10 protein-coding genes are annotated in these 12,444 nt (G+C 60.0%); 4 read left to right on the top strand and 6 right to left on the bottom strand.

The genetic code is table 11. The annotated features are described in order from the left end of the window. Window position 1 precedes the first annotated feature (1 nt). Complete coding sequence (locus FXO11_RS17990; RefSeq protein WP_148864319.1) at window positions 2-565, top strand: hypothetical protein; 564 nt, start codon at window positions 2-4, stop codon at window positions 563-565. A gap of 29 nt (window positions 566-594) precedes the next feature. On the opposite strand, the gene FXO11_RS17985 is transcribed toward FXO11_RS17990, so the two are convergent. Both FXO11_RS17985 and FXO11_RS17980 read right to left on the bottom strand, forming a co-directional pair. Then, window positions 595-1,650 carry a transporter gene (locus FXO11_RS17985; RefSeq protein ID WP_148864318.1) on the bottom strand — a complete coding sequence of 352 codons (1,056 nt, stop codon included), beginning with the start codon at window positions 1,648-1,650 and terminating at the stop codon, window positions 595-597. Beyond that, window positions 1,647-3,047: a sigma-54 dependent transcriptional regulator gene (locus FXO11_RS17980; RefSeq protein ID WP_148864317.1), complete on the bottom strand. Its 1,401-nt coding sequence runs from the start codon at window positions 3,045-3,047 to the stop codon at window positions 1,647-1,649. The genes FXO11_RS17985 and FXO11_RS17980 overlap by 4 nt, the downstream gene beginning before the upstream one ends. Window positions 3,048-3,541: 494 nt before the next feature. On the opposite strand from FXO11_RS17980, the gene FXO11_RS17975 reads away from it, so the two are divergent. The 3 genes from FXO11_RS17975 to cadR all read left to right on the top strand — a co-directional run bounded on the left by FXO11_RS17975 (window position 3,542) and on the right by cadR (window position 6,630). After that, window positions 3,542-5,503 (top strand): CASTOR/POLLUX-related putative ion channel, encoded by a 1,962-nt coding sequence (locus FXO11_RS17975; protein WP_148864316.1) that lies wholly within the window; start codon window positions 3,542-3,544, stop codon window positions 5,501-5,503. Between the two features lie 47 nt (window positions 5,504-5,550). Then, on the top strand, window positions 5,551-6,021 hold the full coding sequence (gene ybaK / locus FXO11_RS17970) for a Cys-tRNA(Pro) deacylase (RefSeq protein ID WP_148864315.1): 471 nt from the start codon (window positions 5,551-5,553) through the stop codon (window positions 6,019-6,021). 156 nt (window positions 6,022-6,177) lie between these two features. Then, on the top strand, window positions 6,178-6,630 hold the full coding sequence (gene cadR / locus FXO11_RS17965; protein ID WP_148864314.1) for a Cd(II)/Pb(II)-responsive transcriptional regulator: 453 nt from the start codon (window positions 6,178-6,180) through the stop codon (window positions 6,628-6,630). Between the two features lie 40 nt (window positions 6,631-6,670). On the opposite strand, the gene FXO11_RS17960 is transcribed toward cadR, so the two are convergent. The 4 genes from FXO11_RS17960 to purH all read right to left on the bottom strand — a co-directional run bounded on the left by FXO11_RS17960 (window position 6,671) and on the right by purH (window position 12,402). After that, a complete protein-coding gene (locus FXO11_RS17960; protein ID WP_148864313.1) occupies window positions 6,671-8,257 on the bottom strand; it encodes a cation:proton antiporter domain-containing protein in 1,587 nt (528 codons plus the stop codon). A gap of 93 nt (window positions 8,258-8,350) precedes the next feature. Then, the gene (locus tag FXO11_RS17955; protein ID WP_148864312.1) at window positions 8,351-9,331 is read right to left on the bottom strand and encodes an alpha/beta fold hydrolase; all 981 of its coding nucleotides are present in this window, start codon (window positions 9,329-9,331) and stop codon (window positions 8,351-8,353) included. Window positions 9,332-9,412: 81 nt separating this feature from the next. Then, on the bottom strand, window positions 9,413-10,705 hold the full coding sequence (gene purD / locus FXO11_RS17950) for a phosphoribosylamine--glycine ligase (RefSeq protein WP_148864311.1): 1,293 nt from the start codon (window positions 10,703-10,705) through the stop codon (window positions 9,413-9,415). Window positions 10,706-10,821: 116 nt separating this feature from the next. Then, on the bottom strand, window positions 10,822-12,402 hold the full coding sequence (gene purH, locus FXO11_RS17945) for a bifunctional phosphoribosylaminoimidazolecarboxamide formyltransferase/IMP cyclohydrolase (RefSeq protein ID WP_148864309.1): 1,581 nt from the start codon (window positions 12,400-12,402) through the stop codon (window positions 10,822-10,824). Window positions 12,403-12,444: the final 42 nt, after the last annotated feature.

The following is a 12,444-nucleotide window of genomic DNA, read 5'->3' as shown; positions in this document are numbered from 1 at the left end:
CATGAACAATACAGATGCTTTGGCAAGACGGCGAGCAGGTCGATGCGTCACGACCCTGTTGGCTATTGTCGGGAGCGTTCTGGGCTCACCGGCCTGGAGCGTTGACTGGAGGACTACATCCCCACGACTGGACGAACCGGCGCTGGATCAGCAGCGTGGTGGGTTTCGTTTGGGCAATATGGAAATCGAAATTGGTCTCGAACAGGTCGTCGCCATTGATGGCCAGATCGAGATTATCAATCGGTTATTGATCCCGAACCTGAACCGACCGCTACGTGATGGGCCCGTCGAGCAGCACGTTGAGAGTGTTGAGGTGGCACGCATCGTGACGGCGCCATCGTCCGCGGGTACTCCCACTGTCACCACACCGAGTCAAGTGGCGGGCGCCGTGGTGTCGGCTTCCGAGTTGCGCAATGGTAGCTGGGTGACACGCATCCAAAACGATATGAATGAGCGTGTCATTCAGAACATCCGGTCGCTGAATATCAAACTCGGGAATGTAGGGCGTACTGGACGGCTATCCGAGCGCTTTGGCGAACAGTTTCTGCAGTCGCCCAGCCGCTAGCTAGTGAGCTGTTTGGTTAACTCGCTGACTTAAAATGCCATCGGTAGCTTTAGTGTCAGCTCGGTTGTGGGCGCATTCTCCGTAACGCCGATACTGACGGAAAGACTTAGGCTGGTATCGGCGGTCAGTTGATGGGACAGGCCAAATGCCAGTGAGCCCACTTGAATCCGGTCGAACTGAGCATTGTTCAAATCGTTGTCGAACTCCACATCGGTCTTGGGGATCACTGAGTGGTCGTAGCCCAGACTGAACGATGTCCGCTCGTTAAATGCGAATCCCATCCCGAAACCGAATCGCACGATATTGCCTGGGTCGATCGTACCGCCATTCTCGAAGCCTTCGTCCTCCTCAATCGTATAGGTGTAACTGAGATTGCCGAACAGTACTGCCGGGTCGGAAGGGTAGATAAAGGAAAGCCCGGGCTCGATGCCCCAGAAACCAGAGCCTGTGGGTCGTTCGGAAAAGGCCACGCCAATAGGGTTGCCCTCGCTGTCCTCCAACACTCGCCGATCAACATCATAGGGGCCTTCTCCCGTGGGCGCTTTAACACGCAGGGTGCCCAGAATATAGGGCCAGCCGGCTAGGCCATCATTGAACTGGTACCTGATGGTGGCTTCGGCGTCGCCCAGGCCTTCCCCCGATGACTCGCTCAGCGTATCAACCGGTGTGCCTTGAAAGGCCTGACGCTCGCGCAGATCTTCGTCAATACTGAGATAGGGGACCCGCACGGTGGTTTCCAGCCGACTGGTGATGCCGTACTTCAAGGTGACTGCACCGACGAAGATATCACGTTGCACCTCGGAAATATTGATCAGCCCCACCAACAGGGCAGGCACCACCGTGTAGCCCTCGATGGCCACAACCGTGGAGTTGCTGTTGGCATATGAGAATGCAGGTTCGATGACGAAACGTCCGGCGCGGGTGACAATGCCGCGGTCGGTCGTGATCGAGGCGATCACGCTGGCTTTTTCCTGGATACGCTCGGCTTCTGCCTCTGCCTCGGATGGTGTCTCCTGGGCAAGTACAGGCGCGGTAGCCAAAGTCGATAGCAGGACAATGCGTTTCACGACAAAACTCGAGTTCATGACAGACCTCCTTTGCGCTTGAGCGCCCGGGTACTGGGTGTCGGATATACCGGTTTTGCGCCGTGTTTTTTCATGAGCCGGTACAGTGACAGTCTTGATATCCGCAGCAGTCGGGCGGCGGCGGAAATGTTCTGATTCGACAGGTTGAGGCAGTGAGTAATGGCTTCGCGTTCGGCGCGTGCCCGGACGCGTGCGAGGGTTAGATGAGGCAGGGCGCCACTGATTGCCGCCGGGGGTTTCAGTTCCAGGTCGTGGGGGGTAATGACGATCGATTCCCCAAGCAGCATTGCCCGGTGCAGCCGGTTTTCCAGTTCCCGCAGATTGCCGGGCCAGTAATGCAGTAGTAGGCTGCGAAGAGCCTCTTCTCCCAGTCGCTTGCCCTGCTGGAGGATCGGGCCACCGGGTGAGCCGAGGATAGCCTCGGCCAGCAACGGTATGTCCTCTAGACGCTCACGTAAGGGAGGGAGGCGCACCTGCAGGCCACCCAGCCGGTAGAACATGTCGGCGCGGAACTCCCCGGTACTGACCAACTTTTCCAATGGTCTCGAACTGGTGGCGATTACCCGCACCTGCACGTTCCGCGGACGATGACCGCCCAGGCGTTCGATCTGACCTTCCTGAAGAAAGCGCAATAATACCGATTGCTGCGCCGGCTGTAGTTCATCGATGTCGCGGAATACCAGGCTGCCGCCGTTCGCCTGTTCGATACGACCGGTACGGGCGGACAGCGCGTGGGTAAATGCACCTTTTTCGTGTCCGAACAGCTCGCTCTGTGTCAGGGTCGGCGGCAGAGCAGCGCAATTTACGGCAATGTAGGGGCCTTGTCGTACGTTGGAGTAATCGTGCAAAAAACGGGCAGCGGCGTTTTTGCCGGTCCCGCTCTCGCCGGTGATGAGCACAGGTTCAAGCGTATGCGCGTAGCGTCTTAGCAATTCACGGGCCTGACGGATGGCAGGCGATGCTCCGTTCAAGGCTTGATGCTTGAAGGCGTTGTTCCCAACATAGCCGCGACGCAGACGCAGGTTCGCCATGCCCCAGAGATGCCCCAGGCAGTGATCAAGCCGCCGCAGATCATAGGGATGGGTGTGGTAATCCGAACAAAAGTCCGTAACGATGTCGCTCAGGGGCCCGGCCTGGTCTGGCTGTGTGTCGAGCAATCCAACCCAGTGGGTGGGTCGTAGCTGTTCTATCCAGGCTTCCAGGTACTGACAGTGGTCGGCATTGAATCCGGTCAGGTCAATAAGCCCCACTCTGGTCAGGGGAAAGGCCGGACGTCGTCGTCGCGGCGGATAGGCTATATCGATAGGCGTCAGTGTCCAGTTGGACGACAGTTCATTGCCGGGAGCTATTAGCTCGTTGCCCGGTGCGAGCCATATCAGGTTTTTATTGGAAAGCATGGCCAGTCCCCAGGGTGTCCGTCTTTGACAAATAGACGTCGACGTCCTTTCAACAGTAATAGGTCATACCTGGAGGGAAACCGGGAGATAACGTAGGACATGCGCTGCACCGCAGCGAGTCCGTCTCGGTTTCCCGGGAGACTACGCTATCGCCTCGATCACTCGAAATGAGACCACGGTGGAGGGACGCTCCCTGAAAGTCATTGGATCTGCAGCATCGATCCCCGCCGCTGACCTAAAATGACTCCGGCCAAAACGGGAGCATTTTTAATGCCGATCCGGTAAAAAGCCGCCTTTTCCGAAGTGTTGTGAGGAACGACATGCGACGGTTAAGAACAAGTCGTAAAGGGACTTGACATAGGTTAATGCCGAGCGAAGTCGCCCAGCCTAGACAGAGCGGATCTATTGACCGCTTGATCTGTTGCTAACATGATGATTTACCGACTATTGAGTCGGCTCCGTCGGTTGCGAAACATAAAGAAAAAGGAAAACCCATGCTGCCGTTGTCACTGCTAGATCGTGTTAAGTACATTGTCGAACGACAGTTTGTAAAAGGGGCCCTTTTCCAACTGTTGGTAGTCGGCGTGGGTATTGGTCTGATATCGCTGATCGGAGGGTTGCTGGTCTGGCCCGGCTCGGATTCTTTCGCCGATCTGGGCGACGCGGTCTGGTGGGCCTTCCTGAGACTGACGGACCCGGGTTATCTCGGCGATGACGAAGGTGATTGGCGCAGGCTCGTATCCACCATGCTAACCGTGACCGGTTACGTCGTTTTCATGGGTACGCTGGTGGCGATCCTGACGCGCTCGCTGATAGCCAAGATGACCGATCTGGAACGCGGCCTGACGCCGGTCACCCTACGCAACCACGTTGTTGTCCTGGGCTGGACCAGCCGCACCGTTCCCATCCTGCAGGAGTTGCTGGCATCTACCGGCCGGGTCAAACGGTTTCTGGAGCGTCATGCCACCAAGCGTTTGCGGCTGGTGGTGCTTTCTGAAGAGGTGACGTCCGCACAAACCTTGAGTCTTCGTAACGAGCGGGATATTGGCCGCCGCGCCCGGCAGATTGTCTTGCGCTCGGGAACCCCCCTGCAACCGGAAGCCTTGCATCGGGTGGCCTGCCTCGATGCAGCGGCGGTGATCGTACCCAGTTCCTCCCATGGGCCCGACAGCTTGGTGACCTCCGATGTGGAAACGGTCAAGGCGCTGCTGTCGATGACTTCGCAGGCGCAGTATTTGCACGCCCGGTTACCTTATGTGGTGGCCGAGATCGAGGATATCCGCAAGCAGGCGGTGGTGGAACGCGCCTACCCGGGCCCGTTAGAGGTGATTGCCAGCGACGCCATGATCAGCCGCCTGCTGGTGCAGACCCTGCTGCACCCTGGATTGTCCGAGGTTCTCAATGAACTGCTCACAGCCCGGTTTGGCAACGATGTTTTTGTCCGGTCGGGTGACCTTGCCGAAGGGCGGACTCTGGGCGAGTTTGCCCGGGACTGTCCCCACGCCGTTGTCCTCGGCATCCTCGAGCGAGCTGGAGACGGTTGGAGTGTAAGATTGAATGCGCCGTCCGGTACCACGATAACGGATGAAGACCGGATTATCGTGATGGCTCAGGACTACGACGATACCGATCCCCTGGGGCCAGGCGAGACCAAGGGCCAGACGCGCCTCGAACCGGTGGAGCGCGTAAGCGGCCAGCAACTGCCGGTTATGCAAAGCGGTCCGCATCACCGGGTGCTGATACTGGGATGGAATCGACGCGTGCCGGCTATGCTGGCGGAAATGGCCCGTTATCCCGGCCATGCTTACGAGGTGGACTTGGTGTCGATTCTCGCCGCGGACATGCGCGATAGCGAAATCGCCCGCTACCTGCCGCAGGGGGGCAGCGTCACGCACCGCCAGTTGGTCGCCGATTTTGTCGTCGAGGAAGAGTTGCGCCGCGTCGATCCGGCGGGCTACGACGCCGTGTTTCTGCTGAGTAGCGACCGGCTTTCGACCGGTGAGGAGGCCGATGCCCGTACCATGATGGGCTATCTGCAACTGCAGGAGGTCTTGATGTCCGCCGAGGCCATGCCTCAGGTCATCATGGAGTTGAGCGACCCGGATAACGAAACGTTGCTGGTCACCAACCAGAGCGAGACCCTGGTCACGCCAATGATCCTCAGTCATATTCTCGCCCAAGTGGCCCTGCGCCGGGAACTGCGGGTGGTCCTGGACGAATTGTTTACGCCCGGCGGGGCCGAAATCATGATACGCCCGGCGGCGGATTTCGATTTGCCGGAGCAGGCTGATTTCGCGGCCTTCGAACAGGCCGCTGGCGCCCGCGGTGAAACCGCCCTCGGCATTTTCAGAAGCACACCCGACGAGCACGGCCGCTTGATAGAGATGAACCCTGAACGCCATACGCCGCTCGATCTGAAGCCGGGCGACCAGCTGGTGGTGATGGGGACGAGTTGAGCTCGGGACACTGCGACCTCAAATGCAGGATCAGGAGAGCAATACGTATGACGCCCGCTATCGAACAGGCCAGCAAAGCCGGGATAGACTTCGAAATCCACGCGTACGAACATGATGCCCACGCCGAGAGCTACGGCGAAGAAGCCGCAGCCAAGCTGGGGTTGGCGCCGGAACAGGTGTTTAAGACGCTGGTCTTGCAGTTGGACGGCCAAGGTTTGGCCGTGGGCATCGTGCCCGTCACCGGCAAGCTCAATCTGAAGCGGCTTGCCAAGGCGGCGGGCGCGAAAAAAGCGGCCATGGCCGATGCCCGGGACGTGGAACGTGCCACCGGTTACGTCCTCGGCGGTGTCAGCCCGCTGGGCCAGAAAAAGCGTCTACGTACCGTCATCGACGCCTCGGCGGAGGCTTTTTCTACCGTCTATGTCAGTGCCGGTCGCCGTGGTCTGGAGATCGAGCTGGCCCCGGCCGACCTCGCACGCCTGACCGGGGCAACCTTTGCGCCGATTGCTCAGGAGTGAGCCGGTCGCCAACCGGATGACGCTGTATGAGCACTGTCCGCAAGGAAGAGAACGGTGGCTGCAAGGGACATACTCTATGTGCAGAGAGAAATACACTAGGTGCAAAGAGAAATACACTGTGTGCAAAGAGCTGCACCGGGTGTAAGGAGGAATGCGATGCGTATCGGAACACTGGCGTCTGAAACCGGTTTCACCCAGGAAACCATCCGTTACTACGAACGCATCGGTCTGATTCCGGCGCCTCTGCGCAGTGAATCCAATTACCGGGATTATGGGGCCGGCTTCGTCGACCGGCTGCGCTTCATTGCCAATTGCCGGTCACTCGACATGACCCTTGATGAAGTGCGTCACCTGCTGGAGCTGCGCGATAACCCGGAAGCCCGGTGTGGCGAGGCCAACCAGCTGTTGGGGGAACACCTTGGGCATGTCCGGCGGCGCATCGACGAGCTTAACCAGCTCGCGCACCAGCTTGAAGTCATCCAAGGCCAGTGCCACGAAGAGCAGGCCGCCCGGGATTGCGGCATCCTCAACGAATTGGACCGGATGGAGGCCGCGGCGGACGATAAGGAGACTCACGTCCCGGGCAGCCATGGCCATCGACCGGGCTGACATCCGGGCGCCTTTGAAAAATGCTGAATCGGCAACAGACCTAATCAGAAGTTCGTTGGGTGTCCGTCACCGGGTCCCGTGGCGGCAGGCTGAGTTTCTGCTGGACGTGTCCCGCGAGGGCCACCCCCGTCTCGTTCATGGTCAGATAGGCATTATCGGCGCCCGCATCGAGAATCTGGGCCACTTCATCCACGTGTAGGGTATGGGAGGCAATAAAGCCGGTGAAGCCGCGCTCCCGCAGCTTCCGGGCCGCGATTTTCTTGCCTTCGATGTCATGCAGACAGAGAACCACCGCCTCCAGGTGCGGCATGTCGAGGGTCTGCCAGAAGTTGAAGTCTTCGGCGTCGGCGAAAAACACATGCCGTTCCGCATCTTGATGGCCTTTGAGGCGGGCCGGGTCGGAGTCCAGGCCCATCAGATTGGGTTCGATCTCCCGCAGTTCGTCGTAGGCTGCCGTGCCGGTACGCCCCATACCGATAATCAATACCCGGGTTGCGCCCAGCGAAACCGGTTGTTCGTCAGGGTGGCGTTTACTGCTTTCCAACGCATCGATGTAACGCCCCAATCGCGCATAGAGCGGGTGGGCCATGCGGTTAAGCGGCGCCGAGACAATGAACGACAGCGCCACCGTCAACGCCAGCGGGACGAGCCACTGGGGTAGCGCGACGCTTGCCAGGATCAGACCGAATTCGCTGTAGTTGGCCAGTAGCAAGCTGGAGAGAAAGCTGCTGCGGGACCGCAAGCGGAACACCAGCAGCAGGAAAAAGAACAGAAGGCCCTTCAGGGGCAGCAGGCAAGCCGCCACGATGGCGAACATCAGCGCTCGGTCGTCGGGTAGGCCGTTCATGCCTATCTGCAGGAAAAAGCCCACCAGGAAGACTTCCTTGACGCTCCATAGGGAATTGGAGAGCTCCACCGCCCGCGGGTGCTTGGCCAGGAGCGCACCGATCAACAGGGCGCCCAGCTCGGAACTCAATCCAACCAGCTCGAAGCCGATGCCGCCCACTGCTAGCGCCAGCATCAAGCCCAGCAACACCAGTAATTCGTCGTGCCCGGTGGCATCCATGAGTCGAAACAACAGCGGGCGCAGCAATGGCAGCGCAAATACCAGCAGGGCATAGATCGATGGCGCATGACCGGCAGTAAGGCTCATCACCACCAGAGCGATCAGGTCCTGGACGATCAGAATGCCGATGGCCACGCGGCCATGGAAAGCGCGGAGTTCTTGCTTGGATTCAAGCACTTTGGCCGCCAGCACCGTACTGGAAAAGGACAAGGCGATCGCCAGCATCAACGCATCCAGGCCGGTCAGTCCCAGGAACAGGTAGAGACCCGGCATAAATACCAGACAGGTGATAACGAAATGCACCAGCCCGCCGCCGATGACTTCCGGGCGGAATATCGACCGGAACTTCAGCTTGAGCCCCACCGTGAACAACAGCAGCAGGACGCCCAAATGGGCGAGGTGTTCGAGTGTCTCGCTGCTTTCGGTGGGTAAGCCGAACTCGGCGGCCAGGCCGTTCAAGGCGAAACCCGCCACCAGATAACCTACCAGAGGCGGTAAACCGGCAGCACGGGCGAGCAGGCCGAGGGTGAATGCAAAGAGAATCCAAATAGCTTCAGTCATAGGGCCCTAATGGTCTATTTTCGCGGCGCTTGTTATTGGGTGCTGGAGCGGCCGAGTGTTGCAAGTTACCGGCAGGGTTACCACTGCGCGAGATCAATCCGGCGCGATTCGGGAGAGCGCCTCGGTTGGGGGTGGGGAGGACCTCTCGATCCAGTCCGCGACCAGCTTCGCCGTCTCCTCGGGTACTTCGATCATCGGCGCGTGCCCCACATTGTCGAGGATTACCTTGCGCGAGCGGGTGATCCGCTCGGCAAACACCTCGGCGTTGCGGTAGTTGATCACCCGGTCCTTCTTGCCCCAGACGATCAGCACGGGCGCTGTGATTGAGTTCAGCGCGTCGCGGAATGCCGGTTGGTAGCCGAAGTCCCGGATTTGCAGAAAGATGCGTTCATTGATGGCCTCGCGCGCTAGGGCCCGGTCTTCCATAACACTATAGATGGGCCAGGGGACGAAGGGCTCTTGCTCCAGGGTAAAATCGACCAGGCGTTCAAAGTCACCGGGCTCGCGGACAATCAACGGATTATTACCTTCCCGCACCAATGACACAAATTCGCTGTCATATTCGAGAACACCGGCTGGGTCGAGCAGCGTCGCGCTGTCGAGGTGGGTGGGGTAGCGGGCGGCATACAGCGCAGTGATGGCGCCGCCCATGGAGTTGCCGACCATGTGTACCTGGCCCAGCCCGAGCGCATCGAGGATGGCGTTCACATAGCCCGTCTGGGCTTCGATGCTGTAATCGCCGTCGGGGGCCTGGCTGCTATCCCCGTGGCCAGGCAGGTCGATGGCGTAGACGTTATAGGTGCCGGTGAGATAGCGGGCCATGCGCAGCCAGTGGGCCTTATTGGCGGCGAAGCCGTGTAGCAGGACCAGCGCCCGGCCCTCTTGCGGCGTCTTATTATGGAGATACGCGATAGTGCGACCATCCACAACGATGCTTGCTTCGACCAGCCCCGCCGCGTTGCGCTCGTAGGCGATGGCCGCATCGTAAAGGTCCTGGCGGGAGCAGCCCGATAGCCATACCAACAGAACGAGCAGAGTAACGATGCCCTTGAAGCGCAGTGTAAGCCGGTGCATGGATATCCTTATGCCACACGATGGCAGGTCATGGGGTTCACCCAATGAAAGAGGCCCGGTGTTTGACCGGGCCTCTTGAACTTACCGCTTGTTCTGTTCGCGGGCAATGGCCCGGTAGGCAATGTCCTTGCGATAGAAGGCACCTTCCCAGTCGACCTGGCCAGCCAGCCGATAGGCTCTCTCCTGGGCTTCGGTCACCGTGTTGCCCAAAGCCGTGGCACAAAGTACACGGCCGCCACTGGTGACCACGTCTTCACCGTTGAGTTGGGTACCGGCATGGAAAACCTTTTCACCGTCTACCTCGCTCGGGGGCAGGCCGCCGATGACTTTGCCTTTCTCGTAGCTGCCCGGATAGCCGCCGGCCGCGAGCACGATACCCACCGAGGCGCGTGGGTCCCATTCGGACCGGCACTGGTCCAGTTTGCCGTCAATGGCCGCGTCACACAGCGCGACCAGATCGGACTGCATGCGCAGCATGATGGGCTGGGTTTCCGGATCGCCGAAGCGGCAGTTGAACTCGATCACCTTGGGGGCGCCCTGAGCATCGATCATCAGACCGGCGTAGAGGAAACCGGTGTAGGGAAGCCCCTCTTTTGCCATGCCTTCAATGGTCGGATGGATCACGTCGTCCATGATGCGCTGGTAGACAGCATCGGTGACGACCGGCGCCGGCGAATAGGCGCCCATGCCACCGGTATTGGGGCCCGTATCGCCATCGCCCACGCGCTTGTGATCCTGGCTGGTGGCCATGGGCAAGACGTTCTTGCCGTCCGCCATGACAATAAAGCTGGCTTCCTCGCCGTCCAGGAATTCTTCGATGACGACCCGGCTGCCTGCATCGCCGAACGCGTTGCCCGCGAGCATGTCGCGGATAGCGTCCTCGGCTTCCTGTAGGGTCATGGCGACGATCACGCCCTTGCCTGCGGCCAGCCCATCGGCCTTGACTACGATAGGAGCCCCTTGCTCACGGACGTAGTCCAAGGCGTCGTTAACATCGGTAAAGTTGGCGTAGGCCGCGGTTGGGATAGCGTGGCGCGCCAGGAAATCTTTGCTGAAGGCCTTGGACCCCTCCAGCTGCGCCGCGCCCTTGTTCGGGCCGAAAACCCGGAGGCCGCGTTTGCGGAACAGGTCGACGATACCCTCAACCAGCGGTGCTTCCGGGCCCACGATGGTCAGCCCGACGTTGTTGGCGGCAGCGAAGTCGGCCAGTTTGTCCAGCGCCAGTACATCGATGCTGACGTTTTCCAGACGCGGTTCGCGAGCGGTACCGGCGTTGCCCGGCGCTACAAAAACACGATCGGCGCTGGGGGATTGGGCGGCTTTCCAGGCCAGGGCGTGTTCGCGACCGCCGCTACCGATGATCAGAATGTTCATGGCTGTATTCCTATTTGTCGGAGTGCGCCTTGGGCTCATCCGACCTACGGTTCGAGTCCGAAGCGATCTCGGTCGGATGGGCCAAAGGCGTCATCCGGCACGAGGCCCGTTCTCAATCAATGACGAAAATGGCGCATGCCGGTGAAGACCATGGCAATGCCGTGTTCGTTGGCGGCGTCGATCACTTCCTGGTCGCGCATGGAGCCGCCTGGCTGAATGACCGCCTTGATGCCGGCCGTGGCCGCAGCGTCGATACCGTCACGGAACGGGAAGAAGGCGTCTGATGCCATCACCGATCCGGCCACTTCAAGCCCCTCGTCCGCAGCCTTGATGCCGGCGATCTTGGCGCTGTAAACGCGGCTCATCTGGCCGGCGCCGACGCCAATGGTACGCCCCGCCTTGGCGTAGACGATGGCGTTGGACTTCACGTATTTGGCGACTTCCCAAGCGAACAGCAGGTCGTTGAGTTCTTCCTCGCTGGGCTGGCGCTCGGTGACCACCTTAACGTCGTCCATCGACACCATGCCCAGATCCCGGTCCTGTACCAACAGGCCGCCGGTAACACGCTTGTAGTCCATCGCCTTCTCGCGCTCACCGCTGAAGTCGCCACAGGCCAGCAGGCGCACATTCTTCTTGGCCGCCACGATATCCACCGCATCCTGCGCAATGGTCGGGGCGATAATCACTTCCACGAACTGGCGGTCGATGATGGCTTTGGCGGTTTCCGCATCCAGTTCGCGGTTGAACGCAATAATGCCGCCGAAAGCTGACGTGGGGTCGGTAGCGAACGCCAGGTCATAGGCCTGACGGATATCCGCGCCGATGGCGACGCCGCAGGGATTGGCATGCTTGACGATGACGCAGGCGGGATCGGCGAAGGGTTTGACGCACTCCAGCGCGGCGTCGGTGTCGGCCACGTTGTTATAGGACAGCGCTTTACCCTGCAACTGTTCTGCCGTGGCCACGGAGGCCTCGCGGGGATGGCGCTCGGCATAGAAAGCGGCCCGCTGGTGAGGATTCTCGCCATAACGCATGTCCTGTACTTTGACGAACTGGGCGTTGAACGTGCGTGGGAAGTCGGCGTTGTCGTTATCCGCGGTACGGCCGCCCAGGTAGTTGGCGATGGCGCCGTCGTAGCCAGCGGTGTGTTCGAACGCCTTGACCGCCAGGTCGAAACGGGTGGCATAGCTGAGTTTGCCGCTCTCGCCGTCAAGCTCACCCAGTACGCGGCCGTAATCCGAAGCGTTGACCACGATGGCGACATCGTCATGGTTCTTTGCGGCGGCACGCACCATGGTGGGCCCGCCAATATCGATATTCTCGATGGCCGTGGGCAGGTCGCACTCGGGTTTGGCGATCGCGTCTTCAAAGGGATACAGGTTGACCACCACCATGTCGATGGGCTGGATGCCGTGCTCGTCCATCACGCCATCATCCGTGCCGCGACGGCCAAGAATGCCGCCGTGGATCTTGGGATGCAGCGTTTTGACACGGCCGGCCATCATCTCCGGAAAGCCGGTGTAGTCGGACACTTCGGTCACGGCGATGCCGTTGTCCTGGAGCAGGCGGAAGGTGCCGCCGGTGGAGAGCAGTTCTACGTTGCGTCCGGTCAGGGCGCGGGCGAAGTCAATAATGCCGGTCTTATCGGAGACGCTGATCAGCGCTCGACGAATACGGATAGGAGCCTGGTTTGCCATGGGTCTCGGTTTTTCACTGAGTCTGAACGAAATGAGGGCCGC

This window comes from Marinobacter fonticola, from assembly GCF_008122265.1.
GTDB classification, from domain to species: domain Bacteria; phylum Pseudomonadota; class Gammaproteobacteria; order Pseudomonadales; family Oleiphilaceae; genus Marinobacter_A; species Marinobacter_A fonticola.
This window is presented reverse-complemented; position numbering and strand designations above follow the sequence as displayed.

Bases quoted from the DNA above. Each gene is read 5' to 3' on its own strand.
- FXO11_RS17955 (WP_148864312.1), bottom strand. From the start codon at position 9,331: ATGCACCGGCTTACACTGCGCTTCAAGGGCATCGTTACTCTGCTCGTT.
- purH (WP_148864309.1), bottom strand. From the start codon at position 12,402: ATGGCAAACCAGGCTCCTATCCGTATTCGTCGAGCGCTGATCAGCGTC.
- FXO11_RS17975 (WP_148864316.1), top strand. From the start codon at position 3,542: ATGCTGCCGTTGTCACTGCTAGATCGTGTTAAGTACATTGTCGAACGA.
- cadR (WP_148864314.1), top strand. From the start codon at position 6,178: ATGCGTATCGGAACACTGGCGTCTGAAACCGGTTTCACCCAGGAAACC.
- ybaK (WP_148864315.1), top strand. From the start codon at position 5,551: ATGACGCCCGCTATCGAACAGGCCAGCAAAGCCGGGATAGACTTCGAA.
- FXO11_RS17960 (WP_148864313.1), bottom strand. From the start codon at position 8,257: ATGACTGAAGCTATTTGGATTCTCTTTGCATTCACCCTCGGCCTGCTC.
- purD (WP_148864311.1), bottom strand. From the start codon at position 10,705: ATGAACATTCTGATCATCGGTAGCGGCGGTCGCGAACACGCCCTGGCC.
- FXO11_RS17990 (WP_148864319.1), top strand. From the start codon at position 2: ATGAACAATACAGATGCTTTGGCAAGACGGCGAGCAGGTCGATGCGTC.
- FXO11_RS17980 (WP_148864317.1), bottom strand. From the start codon at position 3,047: ATGCTTTCCAATAAAAACCTGATATGGCTCGCACCGGGCAACGAGCTA.
- FXO11_RS17985 (WP_148864318.1), bottom strand. From the start codon at position 1,650: ATGAACTCGAGTTTTGTCGTGAAACGCATTGTCCTGCTATCGACTTTG.